Here is a 21,949-nt window from a genome sequence, read left to right as displayed (position 1 = left end):
CGGCGGTTGAGGGTATCCTTGCGGCAGGCCAGGCAGCGCGCCGTGGCGGGTCGAATCAAGGCAAGGGGACACAATTGGCAGGGCAACGCATCGGCAACTGGTATTTCGGCTGGACCATCGTGGCGGCGGCCACGGTGCTGACGCTGCTGACCGTCGGCATGCGCATGGGTATCGGCCCGTTCTTCCTTCCCATCACCGAAGACCTGGGCTTCAGCCGCAGCATGCTGGCCGGCATGGTCGCGATCGGCATGCTGTGCTATGGCCTGGCCATGCCGCTGGCCGGCTATCTCGTGGCCGCGCGCGGCACGCGCTTCGTGCTGCTGACCGGCATGGCGGTGGTCGTGGCTTCGTCCATCGCCACGGTACTGGCGCGTCATCCGCTGGCGTTCTTCCTGGCGTTCGGGGTGGGACAGTCGGTGGGGCTGGGGCTGACCAGTCCGGTGGCGCTCACGCCCATCCTGACCCGCTGGTTCACGCGGCAGCGCGGCATGGCGCTGTTCTTTCTTTCCACCGGATCGATGGCCGGCATCGCGCTGATGACGCCGGTGTTCACGTCGTTCATCGCCTGGCTGGGCTGGCGCGCGACCATGCTGGTCTTCGCGGCGGCCTTCGCCCTGTTCACGGTGCCTGCCGCGCTGCTGATCTTCCGCGACAATGCGCCGCCCGAAGCGGACCTGCGTCCCGAGGACCTGGCGGCGCGCGCCGCTGCCAGGTCCTCGCAGCCCGGGCCGGCCGCCGCCACCTTGCGCGTGGGCGATGCGCTGCGCTCCGCGCCTTTCTGGCAGATCGCGCTGGGCCTTTTCGCCTGTGGCTTCAGCATGAACCTGCTGGGGTCGCACGGCGTGCCCATGCTGATGGACCACGGCTTCGATGCGATGACCAGCGCGCTGGGCATCGGCCTGATCGGCGCGGTGGCCGTGTTCAGCACACTGGTGCTGGGACGCCTGGCCGACGTGCTGCCCAGGCGCGACATCCTGGCCACCATCTATCTCGTGCGCGGCCTGGGGTTCTTCGCGCTGGTCGTGGTGGGCACGCACTGGGAGCTGTATACCGCCGCCACGCTGGGCGGCATCGTCTGGTCGGGCAGCATCGCCCTGTCGTCGGCCTTGCTGGCCGATGTCTACGGCGTGAAGCTGGTGGGCATCCTGTACGGCTGGGCTTATCTGGGACACCAGTTCGGCGGCATGATCAGTTCGTGGCTGGGAGGCTGGGGCTACGAGACCTTCGGCACGCACTGGGTGTCGTTCGGCGCGGCCGGCACGCTGCTGGTGGCGGCCGCGCTGCTGTCCATGCGCCTGCCCCGGCGCGCGACGCTGATGGTGCCGCGCGCCACGCCGGCGAGCTGACTCGCCGGGCGGCTGGCGGCGTCAGTTCACCGAGACGTTGAACTCCTTGATCAGTTTTTCCCATTCGCCGGCCTCGCGCTTCATCGACTGCCCGAAGGCTTCGGAGCTTTCGAAGGCCGGCTCCAGTCCCTGGTCGCGCAGCCACTTCGTCACGTCGGCCTCTTTCAGGATGGCCTGGACGTCGGTGCGTATCCGGTCGACGATGGGCCTGGGCGTGCCGGCGGGCGCCAGGATGCCGAACCAGCCGCCCGCGCGCAGTCGGGGGAAGCCCAACTCGATGAAGGTGGGGACGTCGGGCAGGACCCGGGACCGCTTGGGTGCCAGCACGGCCAGGGCGCGCACACGGCCGTCGCGGATATGCGGAAGGGCGGTACCCACCGAGTTGAAGCTGGCTTCCACGTGGCCGCCCATCATGTCGGTCAGGGACAGCGCCTCGCCCTTGTAGGGCACCGGCAGTACGTCGATGCCGGCGCCCTGGCCCATGATCAGGCTGTAGAAGTGGAAGCTCGAACCGTTGCCGAAGTTGCCGACCCCCAGGGGCTTGCCGCGCGTCTTCACGCCTTCGACCAGTTGTGCGAACGTCTTGTAGGGCGAGTCCGAGCGCACGACCAGCACGGTCTCGGTATCGACGAGCTGCACGACGGGCGCGAAGTCGTTGATGGGATCGTAGGGCGTCTCGGGGTAGAGCAGTTTCACCATGCCGTGCGAGACGAAGGTCGACAGCAGCGTATAGCCGTCCGGCGCGGCGCGCGCGACGATTTCGGCGCCGATGCGGGTCGTGCCGCCGGGACGGTTCTCGATCACCACCGGCTGCTTCCACTTCTTGCTCAGATGCTCGGCCAGGAGCCGCGTGATGCGGTCGGGGCTGCTGCCGGGCGGGCCGGGCAGCACGATGCGCACGGATTTTTCCGGCCAGGACTGGGCGGCCGCGGTCGCGCTGGCGGCGGCGAGGGCGCATGCCCACAGCAGAGGGAACAGGCGGGGCTTCATTCGGGTGTCTCCTTGTCGGGGTGTCTTGTACGTATCGGGGAAGCCGGAGGAAAGCAGGGACCGGACAGGCCTCATGCGGGCGCGGCGGCAGTCTCCAGCGCGGGCATGACCTGTTCGGCGAACAGGCGGGTCGAGTGCAGGGATTCGTCGCGGCTCAGGTCGCCGAAGGCCAGGCGGCAGACGAAATAGTTGATGCCGGCCTGGGCCGACTGGTCGGCGATCCAGTCGCGCACCTGGTCGGGGGTGCCGGCGATGCCCAGGCCGGCGCGCTGGGCGTCGTCGAACTCGTCCGGGAAGGCCAGCGTCTGGGGGCGGGTGCCGTGCTTGACCCACAGATGCATCAGGTGGCCGTGCCAGCGCCGGTAGGCGCGCCGGGCCGCGTCCCGCGCCTCGGCCTCGGTATCGGCCACGACCACGTGCCGGCTCATGCCCATGAACGGAATGGCGCTGGCGTCGTGGCCCAGTTCCGCCCAATGCCTGCGGTACTGGTCGGTGATGGCGCGCACCTGGGCGGCCAGTCCGTTGCAGACGATGTTGATGCGCTGGGCGGCGGTCCACTGGGTGGAAGCCGGCGTGCCCGCGCCGTACCAGATCGGCGGGGTGGGGCGCTGCACGCATTGCAGTTCGATCGGTACCTTGCGCAGGTCGAAGTGCTTGCCCTGGAAATCGACGACGGACCCGGTCAGCCCCTGCATGATGATCTGGTAGGACTCGTGGTAGATGTCCTGGGCCTGGACCGGATCGACGCCGTAGTAGCCCAGCTCGTAGGGCGAGATGCCGCGTCCGAAACCGACCTCCAGGCGGCCGCCGCTCATCTGGTCGAGCATGCAGATTTCTTCCAGCACCCGCAGCGGGTGGTGCATGCCCAATGTATAGACCAGCGGTCCGAAGCGCAGGCGGCGCGTGCGCTGGGCGACGGCCGACAGGTAGACGCCGGGCGAGGGCGAGATGCCCAGCGGCGTGGAATGATGCTCGGCCACGTGGTAGGCGTGGAAGCCGGCGCGGTCGTAGGCCTGCACCAGCGCGAGCCGGTCCTCGTACTGCTGGGCCAGGGAGACCGTGCCGCGGTCCATGTGGTCGAAGACGGCGAATTTCATGGGCTGCTCTTGCTAGGGAAGTGAAGGGAAACGGGGCGGGCGTTCAGGCTGCGCTGAACAGGCCGCTCTTGTAGAGCAGGGACAGGTCGTCCTTCTGGGCGAGGGCGACGATTTCCCCGATGTAGATGGTGTGTGTGCCGCAGTCGATGGCCTGGGCCACGCGGCATTCGAAGGCCGCGAGCGCCTGGCGCAGCAGGGGCGCGCCGGTGCTGCCCGATGTCCAGTCGCCGGTGCGGAAGCGGTCTTCCGGCGCGCCGGCCGGCGCGGCGAAGGCCTGGGCGATGTCGCCCTGGTCCTGGCTGAGATAGCTCACGCCGAAATGGCCGGCAAGGCGGATGTGGTCGTGCGCGCGCACGCGCTTGTTCACGCAGACCAGCAGTTGCGGCGGTTCGGCGCTGACGCTGCAGACGGCGGTCGCAGTCAGGCCCCGGCGTTCGCCCTGGTGGGCCGCGCCGACGATGGCGACCGCGCTGGGGACGCGGCGCATGGCCGCCTTGAACGAGTCCGCGCTCGGAATCATGCCGATTCGTCTCCTTAATTCAATAATATTGAATTGTTTGATATAGTTTAATTAATCGTAGGGGCAGGCGGCCAGGCTGTCAAGGTGCCCCTGGGTACAATGCGGCACTCTTCCGGCTTCGTGCCCCTGCTCGCGTATCGGCTCCATGACATCAAGCAAGACGGCTAGCGCACCCGTGCCGGGCCCCGGACCGCGCGGCATCCAGTCCATCGAGATCGGTTACCGCATCCTGGTCGCGATCCAGATGGGGCCGGGCGCCGTGGCCCTGAAGGTCGTTGCCGCCCGTGCCGGCATCGCGCCCAGCGCGGCGCACAACTACCTGGCCAGCTTCGTGCGCACCGGCATGGTCAAGAGCGATGGCCGCGGCCTGTACCGGCTGGGTCCCAGCCTGGCCGCGCTCGGCATGACCGCCGCCCGCGACGTCGACCATTTCGAACTGGTGCGCGAGGCGGCCGTCGCGCTGAGCGAGGAAACCGGCCTGGGCGTGGCGGTGGTCATCTGGAGCAACGGGCCCGTCATCCTGGTCAATCAGTCGGCGGTGCGCGGCCGGGTGTTCGAATTGCGCAATGGTCCCGTGGAGATGCTGCACACGGCGGCCGGCCACGTGTTCGCGGCGTATCTGCCGGCCGAAGCGGTGCTGCCCGTGCTCAAGCGGGAGCTGGAGGCGGACGGGCTGGCGCCTACGGCGCAAGATGCCCAGGCCCGGCTGGCGGCCATACGCGCGGCGGTGTTGGAGCGGGGATATTCGGTGGTGGAACTGCGGGCCTTGCCCACCTATCTGGCCGTCAGCGTCCCGGTCTGGAACGTGCATGCCGAGGTGGCCTATGGCTTGACGATCACGTCGCCCATGGCCTTGCTGGATACGAGCGCCGACAGCGCGCAGGTTCGCGCGCTCAGGGAAAAGGGCCGGGCCTTGTCACGCCTGCTGGGCGCGCCGGCCGGTCTTTGGGCCGGGTGAATGCGCGTGCCGGGGGCTCGCCCCGGCACGGTCCACGCGCAGGACTGCTTACATGTTGGCGGGGTATTCGCCGGGGCCGCCGGCGCGGTTGGACGCCTCGTAGTTCCTGACTTCCTGCCGGACTTGCGCGCGGTCGACCGGCTTGCCGGCTTGTTGGAGAGTCTGGTCGGGGAAGCCTTCCTGGCCGTAGACGATGCCGCCGTTGGCCTTGGCCTGCGCCAGTTCCTCAAGGACCTGGGCGCGGGTCAGCTGGGACGTGGTCGAGATGGCGGGAGGCGGGAAGTCGTTACCGTAGTTGTTGCCCTGGTCGGCATGGGCGGCGGCGCCGAACAGAGAGGCGGCGATCACGGCGGTGTAGGCAATGGCTTTCATGGCATATCTCCAAAGTAGGTGTGTCGGGCGGCTGGACATCATGTCAACCGCCGTGCTTTGAAGATGGGCGCGCAAGAATCCTTTTAAATATCGAAGATCTGGAAATGACTTTTCCAGTTCCGCCAACAATCGGATGGTCCGCAGGCTGGCGAAGCGCAGACTAGAGCGAGAGCATTTCCTCGCCCTCGCGCGCCATGGCGTCGCGGGCGTCGCCCCGTTCCTGTCCGGGGGCACAGGCGATCCGATCGCGTCCCTGCCGCTTGGCGGCATACAGCAGGACGTCGGTGCGGGCGAAAAGCTCGTACAGCGGCTCGTCCACCCGGGACTGGGCGATGCCGAAGCTGGCCGTCACGGCGAAGTCGCCTCTTGGCATTTCCAGGCGCGTCAGGGCCAGTTGCGCGCGTATGCGCTCGGCAACCTGGACCGCGCCGGCCGCCGGCGTGCCGGGCATCAATATCGCGAATTCGTCGCCGCCCAGGCGCCAGGCCATGTCGCCGGTGCGGGTGCAGTCGCGGATGATCCGGCCGATTTCGGCCAGCGTCGCGTCGCCGGCGGCGTGGCCATAGGTGTCGTTGATGGCCTTGAAGGTGTCCAGGTCCAGCAGCACCAGGCTGAACGGATACTCCGGATGCCGCTGCAGGCGCTCGAGACTCAGGTCTTCGAAATTGCGGCGGTTCTTCAACTGGGTGAGCGGGTCGGTGATGCGTTCGTGCTTGAGCGGCGTGATGACGTCGGACAGCGCGCTGGCGAAGAGCGAGCCGCCCAGCACCAGGACGAGGCCGGCGGGCGGAAGCGCCCGCAGCCAGGCATTCGGTTGCACGAATTCCCCGGCCCGGGGCGCGACCGAGCCGGCGGCCCAGGAAATGCCCAGGAACAGGCAGGCGGAAACGAGCGGAAGCATCCAGTACAGGACCTGGTCGGCGGTGCCGCCGCGGCGCAGCGCACCCAGCCGCATCCATGCCAGGAGCAGCAGCGCGCCCAGGCCGACGCCCAGCGTATAGGCGAACGCGGGGACATCGTTCTGCATGATGTGGAAATGCAGCAGCAGGACCAGGACGGCGATGCCCAGCGCGCCCAGCGGCGAGCCTTCGGCATCGATGCCGCAGCGCGAAAGCAGGCCGCGGGCGAGCAGCAGCGCGCTGCCCACGTAGAGGACGGCGGCGGCCAGGTCGTCGCCCGTCACGTCGGCCTGGTCGAAGATGCGCAACAGGGTACCGGCGGCGTAGACGGCGAAAGCGGCCGCGTACAGCAGCAGATAGGCGCGAGCCCGCTCGTGGGCCCACAGGCAGGCGAAGCCCAGCGCGAACAGCAGGCACATGGCGGGATTGCCCAGCGCCAGGGCCTGGCTGGCGGTAAGAGGCAGGGATGAGTCCAATTTGATACTCCTGAACGACCCGGCCATGAAGCCTTGCCGGGAACAGGTAGCCGTATCTTAGAAAGGGCCGCCCAGGAATGAAACTGCTTGTAAAGAATCGTTCACCTTTGCGCGCGCGTCGTGGCCGTGAGGTTCAACCCGCGAAACGGTAGCCGACGCCGACCTCCGTCAGCAGATAGACGGGCTGGGCGGGATCGGCCTCGAGCTTCTGCCTGAGGTGGCCCATGTAGATGCGCAGGTAGTGATTGTTGCCGACGTAGGCCGGTCCCCAGACCTCGCGCAGAAGCTCGCGGTGCGTCATGACCTTGCCGCGGTGCGCCGCCAGGGTGGCGAGCAGGCGGTACTCGCGGTTGGTCAGGTGGACGGCCTTGCCGCCGCGGGTCACGGCACGCCGGGCGAAGTCCAGGGTGATCTCGCCGAAGTGGATTTCCGCGGGCTGGCCGGCTCCCCCCCGGCCATGCCTGCGCAGCAGCACGCGCACCCGTGCCAGGAGCTCGCCCACGCCGAAGGGCTTGCTCAGATAGTCGTCGGCCCCGGCGTCCAGCGCGCCGATCTTGTCGCCTTCGGCGTCGCGGGCGGACAGCACCAGCACCGGCACCTCGGTCCAGCCACGCAGTTCCCGGATCAGGGTCATGCCGTCGGCATCGGGCAGGCCCAGGTCCAGGATGACGAGGTCCGGGTGCCGGGTTCCGGCCTCGATCAGCCCGCGCTGCACCGTCTCGGCCTCGAAGATCGCGGCGCCTTCGCCTTCCAGGGCGGTGCGCACGAAGCGGCGGATGGCCGCATCGTCCTCGATGATCAGGATGTTGGGTCGGTAGTCGAACATGGAGCGTCCGGTTCAGGATGGATGTCCGGCGGCGTGCCCAGGGGCAGGGTGAACGCGAAGCGCGCGCCGTGCCCGTCCGGAGCGGCCTCCAGCCGGATGTCGCCGCCATGGGCGCGGACGATGGCCTGGCAGACGGCTAGGCCCAGGCCCACGCCCGGCGTGGATGATTCACGCTCGCCGCGAGCGAATTTGTCGAAGATGCGTCCGGCGGTGTCCGGCGGCACGCCGGGGCCGTCGTCGGTCACCAGGGTGGCAAGCTGGCCACCGCGGATTTCGGTGTCGATGCGGATGATGCTGGACTCGGGGGTGTACTTGATGGCGTTCTCGAGCAGATTGCACAGTACGCGTTCGATCAGGACGCCGTCGCATTCCACCAGCGGCAGGTCGGACAGGCTGCCTACGATCACGCGCCGCTGGCCGAGCGCATCGCGCATGTAGGCCAGCGCCGATCCGACCAGTTCCTCGATGGATTGCCACTCGCGGTGCAGCGGGGCATCGCCGCTTTGCAGCCGGGCCATGTCCAGGATGTTGTCCACCATCGCGTGCATGCGGCGGGCCTGCACCGTCAGCCCGTGCAGCGCTTCGAGCACCGCCTGCGGCAGTTCCGGATGCTGGCGCTGCAAAGTCTGGGAGGTGCCGACCAGGCTGGTCAGGGGCGTGCGCAGATCGTGCGAGACGGCCGCCAGCAGCGAGTTGCGCAGTTTCTCGGACTCGACGCTCAACAGCGCGTGCTGGGCGACTTCCACATAGTGCAGGCGCTCCAGCGCGATGGCCACCAGCGTGCCGTAGGCCGCCATCTGCCGGCGGCTTTCCGCGTCGTCCAGGCCGGGGCGGCCGCCGCAGGCGATCGCCAGCACGCCGCGCGTGCGCATCGATGCCTGCAGGGGCAGGTAGTAGAAGGCGCTGGTGGACAGCGTGGCGGTGCCGGCGCCAGCGGGCTGCCCGTGGTCGTAGGCCCACTGCGCCAGGGCCGGCTCCAGGCCCGTCGGGACATCGGCCGGGGCCGCGGGCCGCAGGTGGTCGGTGGTGTCCTGGACGTACAGCACGCAATGCGTGTCGAAGGCCGCGCGGACATACGAGGACGTGGCCTCGACGATCTGTTCCGGCTGCAGCGCCGACGACAGCTCGCGCGCGAATTCGTACAGCCCGTGGGCCTCGGCCTCGCGGCGGACGGAGGTCTCGGCCTGCAGGCGCAGTCCCGCGGTCAACTGGCCGACCACGAGGCCCGCCGCCAGCAGGACGAGGAAGGTCAGCGCGTACTGGATGTCGGAAATGGCAAAGGACCACAGCGGCTGGACGAACAGGAAGTCGAACAGCGCGACGCTGACCAGCGAGGCCAGGGCGGCCGGCCCGCGGCCGTGGCGAAGCGCCACTCCGATCACCGCCAGCAGGAACAGCATGACGATGTTGGTCTGGTGCAGCACCGGGAAGGCCAGCGAGGACAGCGCGGCCGCGGCGCCGCAATACGCCAGCGCCCAGAGATAGGCGGGCAGGCGGGAAGCGCCGCGCGGCTCGCGCTCGCCTGCAGGCGGCGCCGCCACGCGCGCCTGCGCGGGCAGGGGCGGGGCGGCGATGCGGATCACGTCGATTTCCGGGCAGGCGGCCGCCAGCAGGTCGGCGAAGCTGTGGCGATGCCAGATCCAGCCCGGCGCCAGCAGGCGCGACAACAGGCCCGACAACGACAGGCGCAGGCGCCGCAAGCCGCCCGGCGCGGAGCGGCCCAGCACGACCTTGGTGATGTTGTGGCGCCGCGCATAGCGCACCACGGCCTCGACCAGGTCGGTGCCGCCCAGGACCTCGGTGCGCGCGCCCAGCGACTCGGCATGCGCCAGCACGCGCCGCAGGTAGTCGTGCCGGGAGGCCGGCTGGGGCTGGACGCTCAGGCTTTCTACGGAGACCACGTGCAGTTCGCAATCGAGCTGCTGGGCGAGCCGATGCGCATTGCGCACCACGTGGCCGGCATCGTCGGCGGCGACGCAGGCCAGGACCGCTTCGCGCGTGCGCCAGATGTCGGTGATGGACCGATCCAGCCGGTAGGCCTGCACGTCGTCGTCCACGTGCTCCGCGGTGCGCCGCAAGGCCAGTTCGCGCAGCGCGATCAGGTTGCCCTTGCGGAAGAAGTGGCCGGCCGCGTGCCGGGCCTGCTCGGGCAGGTAGACCTTGCCCTGGCGCAGGCGGCGCAGCAGTTCGTCGGCCGAGGTGTCGACCAGGATGATCTCGTCGGCGTCGTCGAACACGGCGTCGGGCACGGTCTCCCGTATCCGCACGCCGGTGATGCCGCCCACCGCCTCGTTCAGGCTGTCCAGGTGTTGCACGTTCAGCGTGGTCCAGACGTCGATGCCGGCCGCGAGCAATTCGTGCACGTCCTGCCAGCGCTTGTCGTGGCGCGACCCTGGAACGTTCGAGTGGGCCAGTTCGTCCACCAGCACCAGGGCGGGCCGCCGGGCCAGGGCGCCGTCCAGGTCGAATTCCTTCAGCGCCCGTTCGCGGTAACGGATCTCGGCCTGGGGCAGCGTGGGGATGCCGGCCAGCAGGGCCATGGTTTCCTTGCGCCCGTGCGTTTCGACGACGCCGGCCACCACGTCCGCGCCTTGCTCCATCCGGTGACGCGCGGCTTCCAGCATGGCGTAGGTCTTGCCGACGCCGGCCGAGGCGCCGAAATAGATGCGCAGCCGGCCGCGCGCGGCCGGCTGCCCGGCGGCATCGAGGTTCCTGAGCAGGGTATCGGGATCGGGACGTCCAGGGGCGGCGGATGCCATGTATGGGATCGGGGCGTGATCGGCGGGTCAGGGGCGGGGCAGCCGGTCCAGCGCCAGGTTGAGCTGGAGTACGTTTACCACGGGTTCGCCCAGTATGCCGATGAATGGCCGCTCCGTATGCGCGGCGATCAGTTGCTCTACCTCGTCCGTCGGCAGGCCGCGCTCGCGCGCGACCCGGGGCGCCTGGTAGCGGGCGCCCGCCACGCTGATGTGGGGGTCCAGGCCGCTGCCCGAGGCGGCGACCAGGTCGACCGGGATGGGTGCCGCGTTGCCGGGGTCGGCCTGTCGCAGCGCCACGGCGCGTTCGCCCGCCAGGCGCGCCAGGTCGGGGTTGCGCGGCCCCAGGTTGGAACCGCCCGAGGCTTGCGCGTTGTACGGGCGTTCGGCGGTGGCCGAAGGGCGGCCCCAGAAATAGCGGGGCGAGGTGAACGACTGCCCGATCAGCGCCGATCCGACCGTCGTTTCGCCTGACTGGACGGGCGATCCAGCCGCCTGGTGCGCAAAGGCCAGCCGGGCGAGGGCGGTGGTGGCCAGCGGATAGAGCAGGCCGGTGACGAGGGAGAGCGCGGCGAATACCGCCAGCGCGGGCCGCAGCACGCGTGGCCGGGCGAGAGAGGAATCAGGGGGCATGGGAGTCTCCGAAAGCGGGTGGGTCAGGCCAGTCCGGTGGCGGCCAGGATCATGTCGATCAGCTTGATGCCGGCGAAGGGCACCAGCAGGCCGCCCAGCCCGTAGACCAGCAGGTTGCGGCGCAACAGCGCGGCCGCGCCCAGCGGCCGGTAGCGCACGCCCTTCAGGGCCAGCGGGATCAGCACGATGATGATGAGCGCGTTGAAGACCACGGCCGACAGGATGGCCGACGACGGCGAGGCCAGCCGCATGACGTTCAGCGCGGCCAGTTGCGGGTAGACGCCGGCGAAGGCCGCCGGAATGATCGCGAAATACTTGGCCACGTCGTTGGCGATACTGAAGGTGGTCAGCGCGCCGCGCGTCATCAGCATCTGCTTGCCGGTCTCGACCACCTCGATCAGCTTGGTCGGGTCGGAGTCCAGGTCGACCATGTTGCCGGCTTCCTTGGCGGCCTGGGTGCCGGAATTCATCGCCACCGCCACGTCGGCCTGCGCCAGCGCGGGGGCGTCGTTGGTACCGTCCCCGGTCATGGCCACCAGCCGGCCGTCGGCCTGGTAGCGGCGGATCAGCGCCAGCTTGGCCTCGGGCGTGGCCTGCGCCAGGAAATCGTCCACGCCCGCCTCGGCGGCGATGGCCGCCGCCGTGAGTTTGTTGTCACCGGTGATCATCACCGTCTTGATGCCCATGCGGCGCAGTTCTCCGAACCGTTCCCGCATGCCGGGCTTGACGATGTCCTTGAGCTCGACCACGCCCAGCGCGGCGCGGCCGTCGCACACCACCAGCGGCGTGCTGCCGCGCCGGCCCGCATCGTCCGCCGCGCGCGCGACGGCCTCGGGCAGCATGGCGCCCTGGCCGGCCAGCCAGCCCTGCATCGCGTCGACCGCGCCCTTGCGTATGCGGCGGTCCGCCAGGTCCACGCCGCTCATGCGGGTATGGGCCGAGAACGGTACGAATGCGGCGCCGGCGGCCGCTTCTGGCATGTGCCCCAACTGGCGGGCCGCCAGCGCGGCGATGCTGCGTCCTTCGGGCGTCTCGTCGGCCTGCGATGCCAGGCAGGCGGCGCGCGCCAGCACGTCGGCCGCCACGCCGGGCGCCGGATGGAAGGCGCTGGCCTGGCGGTTGCCGAAGGTGATGGTGCCGGTCTTGTCCAGCAGCAGCACGTCCACGTCGCCGGCCGCCTCCACGGCCCGGCCCGAGGTGGCGATCACGTTGGCGCGCATCATGCGGCTCATGCCGGCCACGCCTATCGCCGAGAGCAGGCCGCCGATGGTGGTCGGGATCAGGCAGACCAGCAGCGCGACCAGCGCGGTGATCGCGATGACCGTTCCCTGGCCGGCGGCGGAAATGGCGAAGAACGAGAAGGGAAGCAGCGTGGCGACGACCAGCAGGAAGACCAGCGTCAGGCCCACCAGCAGGATGTTCAGCGCGATCTCGTTCGGGGTCTTCTGGCGCCGCGCGCTTTCCACCATCGCGATCATGCGGTCCAGGAAGCTTTCGCCGGGATTGGCCGCCACCTGCACGATGATCCAGTCCGACAGCACGCGTGTGCCGCCCGTCACCGACGAGAAGTCGCCGCCGGCCTCGCGGATGACGGGCGCCGATTCTCCGGTGATGGCGCTTTCGTCCACCGAGGCGATGCCGGCGATGATCTCGCCGTCGCCCGGGATGGTGCCGCCCGCCTCGACCAGCACGATGTCGCCCTTGTGCAGGCTGCCCGACGGGCGTTCCGTCACGTGGCCGCGATAGGCCTCGGCCGTTGCCGGCGTATCGGCGGGCACGCCCTGCACCACCCGGGCGATCACGGTGGTGCGCAGCCCGCGCAGCGCGGCGGCCTGCTGTTTGCCGCGTCCCTCGGCCAGCGCCTCGGCGAAGTTGGCGAACAGCACGGTGAACCACAACCATGCGGAGACGGCGAACATGAAACCCGTATCGGCATCCGCGTGGCCGGACAGGCCGGCGATCCACAGCAGGGTGGTCAGCATGCTGCCCACGTATACGGTGAACATGACCGGATTTCGGACCTGGGTCGAAGGCCGCAGCTTGAGCAGGCTCTCTTTCAGGGCCGTGCCGAGCGGGATGCCGGACAGCGCGCGCCGGCCAGGCACCGCGGCGGCGGGGTGGGGAAGGGAAGGTTCCAGGTGCGTAGACATGAGGATGCCCGTCCAGGCGTTCAGGGTTGCAGGTGTTCCGCCACCGGCCCCAGGGCCAGCGCGGGGATGTAGGTCAGCGCGCCCACCATCAGCACGGCGCCCATGAGCAGCACGACGAACAGCGGCCCCGTGGTGGGCATGGTGCCCGGGCCGGCGGGGATGCGCCGCTTGGCGGCCAGCGATCCGGCCAGGGCCAGGACCGGCACGATGATCCCGAAGCGGCCGCACCACATCGCCAGGGCCAGCAGCACGTTGTAGAAGGGGGTGTTGGCCGACAGGCCGGCGAAGGCGCTGCCGTTGTTGTTGGCGGCCGAGGACAGCGCGTACAGCACTTCCGAGAAGCCGTGGGCGCCCGGATTGAATATCCCCGCCTGTCCGCCCGGCAGCGACACGGCCGCCGCCGTGCCCAGCAGCACCAGCAGCGGCGTGGCCAGCAGCACGATGGCCACCATCTTCATGTCGTGGCTTTCGATCTTCTTGCCCAGGTATTCGGGCGTGCGGCCTATCATCAGGCCGGCGATGAACACGCCGGTGATGGCGAAGACCAGCATGCCGTACAGGCCGGAGCCGACGCCGCCGAACACCACTTCGCCCAGTTGCATCAGCAGCAGGGGCGGGAAGCCGCCCATCGCCGTCAGCGAATCGTGCATGGCGTTGACCGCGCCGCACGAGGCCGCCGTGGTGACCACCGCGAACAGGGCGCTGGCGGCGATGCCGAAGCGGCTTTCCTTGCCCTCCATGTTCCCGCCGGCCGACAGCGCGGAGGGCGCGGCGTCGATGCCCGGCTGCGCCAGCATGGGGTTGGCCTGTTGTTCGAAGTAGCCGGTGGCGAGCACGGACAGCACGAACAGCACCGTCATCGCGGCCAGGATCGCCGCTCCCTGGGCGCGGCTGCCCACCAGTTCCCCGAACGCCATGCACAGCGCGGCGGGGATCAGGAAGATCGCCAGCATCTCCAGGAAGTTGCTGGCCGCCGTGGGGTTCTCGAAAGGGTGCGCCGAATTCGCGTTGAAGAAGCCGCCGCCGTTCGTGCCCAGCAGCTTGATGGCTCCCTGCGAGGCGACCGGCCCCATGGGCAAGGTCTGCGCCGCGCCCTCCAGCGTATGCACGGTCTGGTAGGCGTCGAAGTTCTGGATCACGCCCTGGCTGACCAGGAACAGCGCGAGCAGCAGCGACAGGGGCAGCAGCACGTACAGCGTCGAGCGCACCAGGTCGGCCCAGAAGTTGCCGACCGTGCCCGCGCCGTGCCGCGCCAGTCCGCGCATCAGCGCGAACAGCACGGCGATGCCGGTGGCCGCCGACACGAAGTTCTGCACGCCCAAACCCAACATCTGGGTCAGGTAGCTCATGGTCGTCTCGCCCGCGTAGCCCTGCCAGTTCGTGTTGGTGACGAAGCTCACCGCCGTGTTCAAGGCCGAGTCCGGCGCCACCGCGCCGAGGCCGGCGGGGTTCAGCGGCAGCCATCCCTGTACGCGTTGCAGCGCATACAGCGCGGCCAGGCCGACCAGATTGAAGGCCACGGCGGCCACCGCATAGGCCTTCCAGCCGGTTTCCAAGGCCGGATCGATGCCGGCAAGCCGGTAGATGACCCGTTCGGCGGGGCGGCCCCAGGCGGTCCACCGCGACGGGCCCGCGTCCATGGCAAGACGGATGTAGCGGCCCAGGAAGGGGGCGATCGCCAGAAGGATCGCAAGGTAGAGCGCCAGCAGAAGGAGCAGCTTGGTATCCATCAGAATTTCTCCGCCTTGAACAGGGCGACGAGCAGATAGACGAACAGGGCCGCGGCCGCCACCGCCCCGGCCAGGTGCAGCCAGGTCATGGCGTTTCTCCTTGCGACAGCGCCGCGCAGAACTGAATCAGCCCGATGGTCGCGCGCGCGATGACGACCAGGCCCAACAGGTAGATGAGATCCATTTTTTCCCGCCGATGCGGACTCCACGATGGGCGGGGCGGCTTGTTCGTCCCCATGCCCGACGCCTGCCAGCGTAAGGAGACGGGCGTAAAAACGGGGTATAGCTTGGGCGGACGGGTATAAAAATGGCGTAAAAATCGCGGCGGTCGGCGGCGCGTTAAGCTATCGCCCATGACCAATGCGGGGACCGCCATCCCCACGCGCCGAGGAATATCGTGTTTACCGGAATCATCCAGGGCACCGCCCAGATCGCCGCCATGAACGACCGCGAGGGCCTGCGCACCTTCACGATCGAGTTTCCGCCGGGTTTCTGCCAGGACCTGGCCATAGGCGCCAGCGTCTCGGTGGACGGCGTCTGCCTGACGGTCACCGAGATCGCCAGTCCCACCGCCGCCTCGTTCGATGTCATGCTGCAAAGCCTGAACATCACCACGTTGTCCGAGTACGGCGTGGGGTCGCGCATCAACGTCGAACGCGCCGCCAAGGACGGGGCCGAGATCGGCGGCCACCCGTTGTCCGGCCACGTCGACTTCACCACCACCATCGCCAGCATCCGCAGCTCGGACACGAACCGCGTCATGCGCTTCACCATTCCCGAGGCCTTTCGCAAATACGTCTTCGCCAAGGGCTACATCGCCATCAACGGCGCCAGCCTGACGGTGGCCGAGGTCAACCGGGCCGAGGGCTGGTTCGAGATCTGGCTGATTCCCGAGACGCGGCGCATGACCACGTTCGAGGAAAAGCAGGTGGGCGACCGGCTCAACATCGAGATCGAACGCGGCACGCAGGTGGTGGTCGATACCGTGCGCGAGACCGTGCAGGAAAGCCTGGGCAAGCTCCAGCCCCTGCTGGAGGCCGTGCTGAAAGAACGCGGGATCGAGCTGGAAGACCTGTTCCCCGCGCCCAAGTCGCTGAAGTAGCCGGGGCCGGCTCCGGGTTTGCGAGAGTTGCGGCCTCGCATGCCGCTGGTATTATTTACCTACCGTTCGGTAAGTAAATAAACCTGCCATGTCCGCACCCGCTTCCCACCCCGCTCCCCGGCGCCGCCAGGGCCGTCCGCCCGTGGTGGCCGACGCGCGCGAACGCATCCTGCTGGAGGCTGCCAAGCTGTTCGCGCAAAGCGGCTACGAAAGCAGCTCCATCGGCGAACTGGCCGCCGCCATCGGCGTTTCCAAGCCGGCCATCTACCACTATTTCGCCACCAAGCAGGACATCTACGACGCCATCATCCTGCAGGCGCTGCAAGGCCTGACCGAAGCCGTCGTGCCGGCGGTCAACGAACAGCCCGCCCCGCTGGACAAGCTGCGCGTCTTCATGACGGCGCACGCGGCCTATCTCGAACGCAACTACTGGAGTTTCGTCGCCATGCTGGTGGGCTTCAGCGGCATGAGCCCCAGCTACCGCGACGACGCCTCGCGGCTGCGCGATGCCTACGAGCGCCTGCTGCGCCAGATCCTGGAGCAGGGCGCGCGCGAAGGCGTATTCCGGCCGGGACAGATCGTGACCTCGGGACGCGCCGTGCTGTCCCTGCTCAACTGGATGGCGCGCTGGTTCAAGCCCGGCCACGGCAGCACGGCCGAACAGATCGCGCTCGACTATTTCGAACTTCTATCCGCCGGCCTGTGCGTCAGGCCGGCGGCCACTTCCTGATGGGGACTGTCATGTCGTTGGATGCCGATACCTTGAATTTGCTGATCGAGGCCACGCGCACGTTCGTGGCCGAGCGCCTGGTTCCGCTCGAGGCCGAAGTGGCCGAAACCGGCGTGATTCCGCCGCAGGTGCGCGAAGAGATGCAGGCGCTGGGCCTGTTCGGCCTGTCCATCGCGCCCGAATACGGCGGGCTGGGCCTGAACATGGAAGAAGAGGTGTTGATCGCGATGGAGCTGGGCCGCACGTCGCCGGCCTTCCGGTCGCTGGCGGGCACCAATATCGGCATCGGTTCGCAGGCCATCGTGCTGGCGGGTACCGACGAGCAGCGCAAGCACTACCTGCCGCGCCTGGCCAGCGGCGAACTGATCGGCTCGTTCGCGCTGACCGAGCCGGACGCGGGGTCGGATGCGCTGTCGCTGCGGACCTCGGCGCGCCGGGACGGCGACCATTACGTCCTGAACGGCACCAAGCGTTTCATCACCAACGCCCCCATCGCCGGCCTGTATACCGTCATGGCCCGCACGGGAGAGGGGCGCGGGGCGGGTGCGATCTCGTGCTTCCTGGTCGAGGCCGGCACGCCCGGCATCACCCTGGGCAAGCCGGATCGCAAGATGGGCCAGGCCGGCTCGCTGACCTGCGACATCGTATTCGACGATTGCCGCGTGCCCGCCAGTGCCCTGCTGGGCGGGGAAGAGGGCAACGGCTTTCGCACCGCCATGCGCGTGCTGGACAAGGGCCGCCTGCACATCTCGGCCGTCTGCGTCGGCATGGCCGAACGGTTGATCGCCGAATCCGTGCGCTACGCCACCGAACGCAAGCAATTCGGCCAGCCCATCGCCGATTTCCAGTTGATCCAGGCCATGATCGCCGACAGCCAGACCGAAGCCTATGCCGCCCGGACCATGGTGCTGGACGCGGCCCGCAAGCGCGACCGGGGCGAACCGACGACCCTGGAGGCTTCCTGCTGCAAGCTGTTCGCCACCGAAATGGTCGGGCGGACAGCCGACCGCGCCGTGCAGATCCACGGCGGATCGGGCTACATTGCCGAATACGCGGTCGAACGCTTCTATCGCGACGTCCGCCTGTTCCGCCTGTACGAGGGAACCTCGCAAATACAGCAACTCGTCATCGCGCGCGAAACCATCAAGGCGCACACGGCCTGAGGGCCGCCAAGGGAGGCAGGAATAAATGGCACGGATCAATAGCGTGGGGATAGTCGGCGCGGGCGCCATGGGACGGGGCATCGCCCAGATCGCGGCCCAGGCCGGGCTGCGCGTCTACCTGTACGACACCGCCCAGGCGGCGCTCGCGTCGGCGCGCGACAGCCTGCGCGACACCTGGGACAAGCTGGTGCAGAAGGGCAAGCTGGAAGCGCCCCGGGCCGAGGCGGCACTGCAGGCGCTCACCCTGTGCGAGGACCTGGGGCAGTTGCGCGACTGCGATCTCGTGGTCGAGGCCATCGTGGAACGGCTGGATGCCAAGCAGGGGCTGTTCCGGCAGCTCGAGGACATCGTTGCCGAAACGTGCATCCTGGCCTCGAACACCTCGTCCCTGTCCATCACCGCGATCGCCGCGGCATGCCGGCTGCCCGCGCGCGTGGCGGGCTACCATTTCTTCAACCCCGTCCCGCTGATGAAGGTGGTGGAGGTCATCGACGGCCTGCGCAGCGATCCGGAGGTGGGCGACGCGCTGGCCGAACTGGCCCGCCGCATGGGACACACGCCCGTGCGCGCCAAGGACATGCCCGGCTTCATCGTCAACCACGCCGGCCGGGGCCTGAATACCGAAGGGCTGCGGGTGCTGCAGGAAGGCGTGGCCGATTGCGCCCAGGTCGATGCCATCATGACCGGCCAGGCGGGGTTCCGCATGGGGCCCTTCGAGCTGATGGACCTGACCGGCCTGGACGTCTCGCATCCGGTCATGGAGTCCATCTACCGCCAGTTCTTCGACGAGCCGCGTTTCCGCCCCTCGCCGCTGACCACGGTGCGCCTGGCCGGCGGACTGCTGGGCCGCAAGACGGGCCAGGGTTTCTACACCTATGCCGATGGCAAGAAGCAGGCCGCGCCCGAGGTCCCGCCCCCTTCGGTCGCGCAGATGCCCGAGGTCTGGGTATCGCCGGCGCGCCCGGAGGCGCGGGCGGTGGTGGTCGAGCTGCTGGAGCGCCTGGGGGCGCGGGTGCAGCAGGGCGACCGTCCCGGCGACGATGCCTTGATCGTGGTCACGCCCCTGGGCGAGGATGCCACCACGGCGGCGTGCGACCAGGGCCTGGATGCCCGCCGCACGGTGGCGGTGGACGTCCTGCACGGCCTGCCCGAGGGGCGCCGCCGCACCCTCATGGCTACGCCGCTGACCGCGCAGGCGTGGCGGGACGCCGCCGTGGCCCGCTTCGCCTCCGACGGCGCGCCGGTGACGCTGGTCCAGGATTCGCCGGGCTTCGTCGCCCAGCGCATCGTCGCCACCATCGTCAACATCGCCTGCGAGATCGCCCAGCAGGGCATTGCCACGCCCGAGGACATCGACCGCGCCGTCACGCTGGGCCTGGGCTATCCCAAGGGGCCGCTGGCCATGGGCGACGCGCTGGGCGCCCCGCGCATCGTCGAGATCCTGCGCAACATCGTGCGCGTGACCGGCGACATGCGCTATCGGCCCAGCCTGTGGCTGCAGCGCCGGGCCCAGCTGGGGATGTCGCTGCTCGATCGCTAGCCCCGTGCACCGCGCGCGGGCGCGGTCACGAAAGAGATCGGCGGGGACGGCGCCATATCTTCTAAAATGCGGCGCTGTTTGATGGAGGATGTAATGGGACTCTTCATGGACCCCCGCCGGCAGCCCGAGGACACGCGCAGCAGCTACGCGCGCCGCCGCGCGCCATGGCTGGTGCTGGTGGCGATCGGCTGCAGCGCCTATGTGCTGTCCAGGGGCTACCCCAGCTATACCGGCTGGCTGGCGATGATGGTGACCTGGGTGGCGGCCGTGCTGGCCATCACCACCGCGGACTGGAGCGACTTGCGCAGGAAATGAGACGCCCTTGACTGTCGCCAGCCAACACCCCCTGGCGGCCGAGCTGGTCGCGGTGCTCGTCGCCGCCACCGACGCCGAGCCGCTGGTCCTGACCACGCACGATGGACGCATGCTGCCGTCCGGGCCCTTCGAGTCCGGCCACCGCTCGCTGCAGGCCGGCCTGCGGGCCTGGGTGGAGGAGCAGACGCACCATCCGCTGGGCTACGTCGAGCAGCTCTATACCTTCGCCGACCGCGACCGCACCGAACAGAACACCGAGCAGCGCGTCATTTCCATCAGCTATCTGGCCCTGACCCGGCAGGGGCCGGTTTCCGGCGCCGATGCCGCCTGGCACGGGTGGTACCGCTATTTCCCCTGGGAGGACAGGCGCGCGCCGTCGGCCGAACTGGGAGAACTGATCGATGGCGCGCTGCGCGCATGGTGCCGGGCGGGCGCCGATGCCGCGCAGCGCCGGGCCCGGCTGCAACGGGCCGAGGTCTGTTTCGGCCTGGACGGCCGTGCCTGGAACGAGGAACTGGTCCTGCAGCGCTACGAACTCCTGTTCGAGGCGGGGCTGGTGCACGAAGCCATCCGCCGCGCCGGCAGGACCGGGCTGCCCCACCTGGGCGAGCCCATGCGACACGACCACCGCCGCATCCTGGCCACGGGCATCGCGCGCCTGCGGGCCAAGATCAAATACCGCCCGGTGGTGTTCGAGCTGATGCCGCCGTCCTTCACGCTGCTGCAATTGCAGCAGGCCGTCGAGGCGCTGGCCGGGCGGTCGCTGCACAAGCAGAACTTCCGCCGTTTCATCGAGCAGCAGCAGCTGGTCGAGGAAACCGGCGCGCTGTCCACCGAGACGCCGGGGCGCCCGGCCAAGCTCTTCCGCTTCCGCGGCGACGTGATGCTGGAGCGTGCCCTGAGCGGCAGCAAGCTCCCGCTGGTTCGCGGCAACTAGGGCCCATTCCCGGCCTGTGCCCGCCTCCTTTTGGCGGGAACCGGCCCTAAGCCACTGGATCGTCTCTTTCAGGTTTCCACGTATTGACAGCCCTTATGCTCATATCTAGCATAAGGATCACGGCTAGAGCCGCGATTTTTTTCAACGGAAAATACTCATAATGAGCATAAATAACCTCAGCGCCCATGCCCGGGGTGCCCACGAGGCCTGGGACATCGCGCCGCTGCCCTCGGTCATGATCGAGCCCCTGGTGCGCGCCACCCTGTTGGAAGACCTGGGCCGCGCCGGCGACGTCACCACGAATGCCATCGTGCCCGCCGGCCATCGCGGCCGTACGGCCATGGTGGCGCGCCAGCCCGGCGTGGTCGCCGGCATGGACGTGGCGCGCGTGGCGTTCGGCCTGATCGATCCCGACATCCGTGTCGACGTGCGCAAGCCGGACGGCAGCCGTATCCAGCCGGGGGACGTCATCGCGGTGGTGGAGGGCAACTCGCGCGCCATGCTGACGGCCGAGCGCACCGCGCTCAATTTCCTGTGCCACATGAGTGGCATCGCATCGGCGACGGCCTCGGTGGTCGATGCCATCGGCGATGCGCGGTCGCGCGTGGTGTGCACGCGCAAGACCATGCCGGGGATGCGCATCGTGCAGAAATACGCGGTCCGCGTGGGTGGCGGCTCCAACCATCGCTTCGGCCTGGACGACGCGGTGCTGATCAAGGACAACCATGTGGCGATCGCCGGCAGCGTCGCCGAAGCCGTGCGGCGTGCGCGCGCCGGCGTGGGGCACCTGGTGAAGATAGAACTGGAAGTCGATACGCTGGAACAGCTGGACGAGGCGCTGGAATTGAAGGTGGACGCCATCCTGCTGGACAACATGAGCGTCGAGACCATGGCCGAGGCGGTGCGCCGCGTGGACGGCCGCGCGGTGACCGAGGCCTCGGGGCGCATCACCCCCCAGACCGCGCCGGCCGTGGCCCGTACCGGCGTGGACCTGATCTCGATCGGCTGGCTGACGCACAGCGTGGGCGTGCTGGACATCGGGCTGGATCACGCGCCCGCATAGTCGCTATATATAGGGAAGGAAGCTGCGGGAGCGGCTTTCTTCCCCGTTCCCCGGGGCGAGTTGCACGCGCCAGAAAAACCGTGCTATAGTCTCTTTCTCGACGCAAACAACGCAACGCGAACAGCGCAGCGGGAAGTGCGAAGAGTGAGGAAGGCAGTTTCAGCGGCGGTTACGCGTTAAGCGGGCGCAGCGAATCAGCCGACCAAAAGAAGGAGCCTTGCGGCAGGGTGGTGGCGCGGCAAGGGTCTAGCGAATCGAAATTGGCAGCGCTAACGACGATTTGACAGACGTAAAAAACTTCTTCATAATCTCGTTTCTCTGCTGATGACGCAGCGCTAGCAAGACA

General features: G+C 68.8%; 20 protein-coding genes. 9 read left to right on the top strand and 11 right to left on the bottom strand.

What is annotated here, in order from left to right; translation table 11 throughout:
• The first annotated feature begins 74 nt into the window (after positions 1-74).
• A complete protein-coding gene (locus ABD104_RS28505; RefSeq protein ID WP_087836853.1) occupies positions 75-1,346 on the top strand; it encodes an MFS transporter in 1,272 nt (423 codons plus the stop codon).
• A 21-nt stretch (positions 1,347-1,367) separates the two neighbouring features.
• On the opposite strand, the gene ABD104_RS28500 is transcribed toward ABD104_RS28505, so the two are convergent.
• From ABD104_RS28500 to ABD104_RS28490, 3 genes are all read right to left on the bottom strand, one after another.
• Positions 1,368-2,336 carry a Bug family tripartite tricarboxylate transporter substrate binding protein gene (locus ABD104_RS28500; RefSeq protein ID WP_343928708.1) on the bottom strand — a complete coding sequence of 323 codons (969 nt, stop codon included), beginning with the start codon at positions 2,334-2,336 and terminating at the stop codon, positions 1,368-1,370.
• 71 nt (positions 2,337-2,407) lie between these two features.
• The gene (locus ABD104_RS28495) at positions 2,408-3,433 is read right to left on the bottom strand and encodes an LLM class flavin-dependent oxidoreductase (protein ID WP_343928707.1); all 1,026 of its coding nucleotides are present in this window, start codon (positions 3,431-3,433) and stop codon (positions 2,408-2,410) included.
• Positions 3,434-3,476: 43 nt separating this feature from the next.
• Entirely contained in the window at positions 3,477-3,953 is a 477-nt protein-coding gene (locus ABD104_RS28490; protein ID WP_087836856.1) for a flavin reductase family protein, read from the bottom strand.
• Positions 3,954-4,098: 145 nt separating this feature from the next.
• On the opposite strand from ABD104_RS28490, the gene ABD104_RS28485 reads away from it, so the two are divergent.
• Positions 4,099-4,911: an IclR family transcriptional regulator gene (locus ABD104_RS28485; protein WP_087836857.1), complete on the top strand. Its 813-nt coding sequence runs from the start codon at positions 4,099-4,101 to the stop codon at positions 4,909-4,911.
• 48 nt (positions 4,912-4,959) lie between these two features.
• Here ABD104_RS28485 and ABD104_RS28480 read toward each other — a convergent pair whose 3' ends face one another.
• The 8 genes from ABD104_RS28480 to kdpF all read right to left on the bottom strand — a co-directional run bounded on the left by ABD104_RS28480 (position 4,960) and on the right by kdpF (position 14,842).
• On the bottom strand, positions 4,960-5,283 hold the full coding sequence (locus tag ABD104_RS28480) for a DUF4148 domain-containing protein (protein ID WP_176400637.1): 324 nt from the start codon (positions 5,281-5,283) through the stop codon (positions 4,960-4,962).
• A gap of 160 nt (positions 5,284-5,443) precedes the next feature.
• Positions 5,444-6,658, bottom strand: coding sequence for a GGDEF domain-containing protein (locus ABD104_RS28475; protein ID WP_132980712.1), 1,215 nt, complete (start codon positions 6,656-6,658; stop codon positions 5,444-5,446).
• 133 nt (positions 6,659-6,791) lie between these two features.
• Positions 6,792-7,484 (bottom strand): two-component system response regulator KdpE, encoded by a 693-nt coding sequence (gene kdpE, locus ABD104_RS28470; RefSeq protein ID WP_132980713.1) that lies wholly within the window; start codon positions 7,482-7,484, stop codon positions 6,792-6,794.
• Complete coding sequence (locus ABD104_RS28465) at positions 7,457-10,243, bottom strand: DUF4118 domain-containing protein (protein WP_343928706.1); 2,787 nt, start codon at positions 10,241-10,243, stop codon at positions 7,457-7,459. The genes kdpE and ABD104_RS28465 overlap by 28 nt, the downstream gene beginning before the upstream one ends.
• A gap of 27 nt (positions 10,244-10,270) precedes the next feature.
• Positions 10,271-10,873: a potassium-transporting ATPase subunit KdpC gene (gene kdpC, locus ABD104_RS28460; protein ID WP_343928705.1), complete on the bottom strand. Its 603-nt coding sequence runs from the start codon at positions 10,871-10,873 to the stop codon at positions 10,271-10,273.
• 23 nt (positions 10,874-10,896) lie between these two features.
• Complete coding sequence (kdpB, locus tag ABD104_RS28455) at positions 10,897-13,023, bottom strand: potassium-transporting ATPase subunit KdpB (protein ID WP_343928704.1); 2,127 nt, start codon at positions 13,021-13,023, stop codon at positions 10,897-10,899.
• Positions 13,024-13,043: 20 nt separating this feature from the next.
• Positions 13,044-14,753 (bottom strand): potassium-transporting ATPase subunit KdpA, encoded by a 1,710-nt coding sequence (kdpA, locus tag ABD104_RS28450; protein ID WP_343928703.1) that lies wholly within the window; start codon positions 14,751-14,753, stop codon positions 13,044-13,046.
• Positions 14,753-14,842 (bottom strand): K(+)-transporting ATPase subunit F, encoded by a 90-nt coding sequence (gene kdpF / locus ABD104_RS28445; RefSeq protein WP_132980717.1) that lies wholly within the window; start codon positions 14,840-14,842, stop codon positions 14,753-14,755. Before kdpF ends, kdpA begins: the two co-directional genes overlap by 1 nt.
• A gap of 308 nt (positions 14,843-15,150) precedes the next feature.
• Between kdpF and ABD104_RS28440 the strand changes: the two genes are divergently transcribed.
• From ABD104_RS28440 to nadC, 7 genes are all read left to right on the top strand, one after another.
• A complete protein-coding gene (locus tag ABD104_RS28440; protein WP_343928702.1) occupies positions 15,151-15,855 on the top strand; it encodes a riboflavin synthase subunit alpha in 705 nt (234 codons plus the stop codon).
• An 88-nt stretch (positions 15,856-15,943) separates the two neighbouring features.
• Positions 15,944-16,585 (top strand): TetR/AcrR family transcriptional regulator, encoded by a 642-nt coding sequence (locus tag ABD104_RS28435; protein ID WP_279820023.1) that lies wholly within the window; start codon positions 15,944-15,946, stop codon positions 16,583-16,585.
• Between the two features lie 11 nt (positions 16,586-16,596).
• Complete coding sequence (locus ABD104_RS28430; RefSeq protein WP_087836868.1) at positions 16,597-17,748, top strand: acyl-CoA dehydrogenase family protein; 1,152 nt, start codon at positions 16,597-16,599, stop codon at positions 17,746-17,748.
• Between the two features lie 25 nt (positions 17,749-17,773).
• Positions 17,774-19,288, top strand: coding sequence for a 3-hydroxyacyl-CoA dehydrogenase (locus ABD104_RS28425; protein WP_343928701.1), 1,515 nt, complete (start codon positions 17,774-17,776; stop codon positions 19,286-19,288).
• Between the two features lie 93 nt (positions 19,289-19,381).
• Positions 19,382-19,603 carry a hypothetical protein gene (locus ABD104_RS28420; protein WP_087836870.1) on the top strand — a complete coding sequence of 74 codons (222 nt, stop codon included), beginning with the start codon at positions 19,382-19,384 and terminating at the stop codon, positions 19,601-19,603.
• 7 nt (positions 19,604-19,610) lie between these two features.
• A complete protein-coding gene (locus tag ABD104_RS28415; protein ID WP_087836871.1) occupies positions 19,611-20,540 on the top strand; it encodes an NUDIX hydrolase in 930 nt (309 codons plus the stop codon).
• Between the two features lie 160 nt (positions 20,541-20,700).
• Positions 20,701-21,603 carry a carboxylating nicotinate-nucleotide diphosphorylase gene (nadC, locus tag ABD104_RS28410; protein ID WP_132980720.1) on the top strand — a complete coding sequence of 301 codons (903 nt, stop codon included), beginning with the start codon at positions 20,701-20,703 and terminating at the stop codon, positions 21,601-21,603.
• The last annotated feature ends 346 nt before the right edge of the window (positions 21,604-21,949 follow it).

The organism is Pigmentiphaga daeguensis (assembly GCF_039523035.1).
GTDB lineage: Bacteria > Pseudomonadota > Gammaproteobacteria > Burkholderiales > Burkholderiaceae_B > Pigmentiphaga > Pigmentiphaga daeguensis.
Note: the sequence above shows the minus strand (reverse complement) of the source record. Positions and strands in the feature narration are given on the sequence as shown.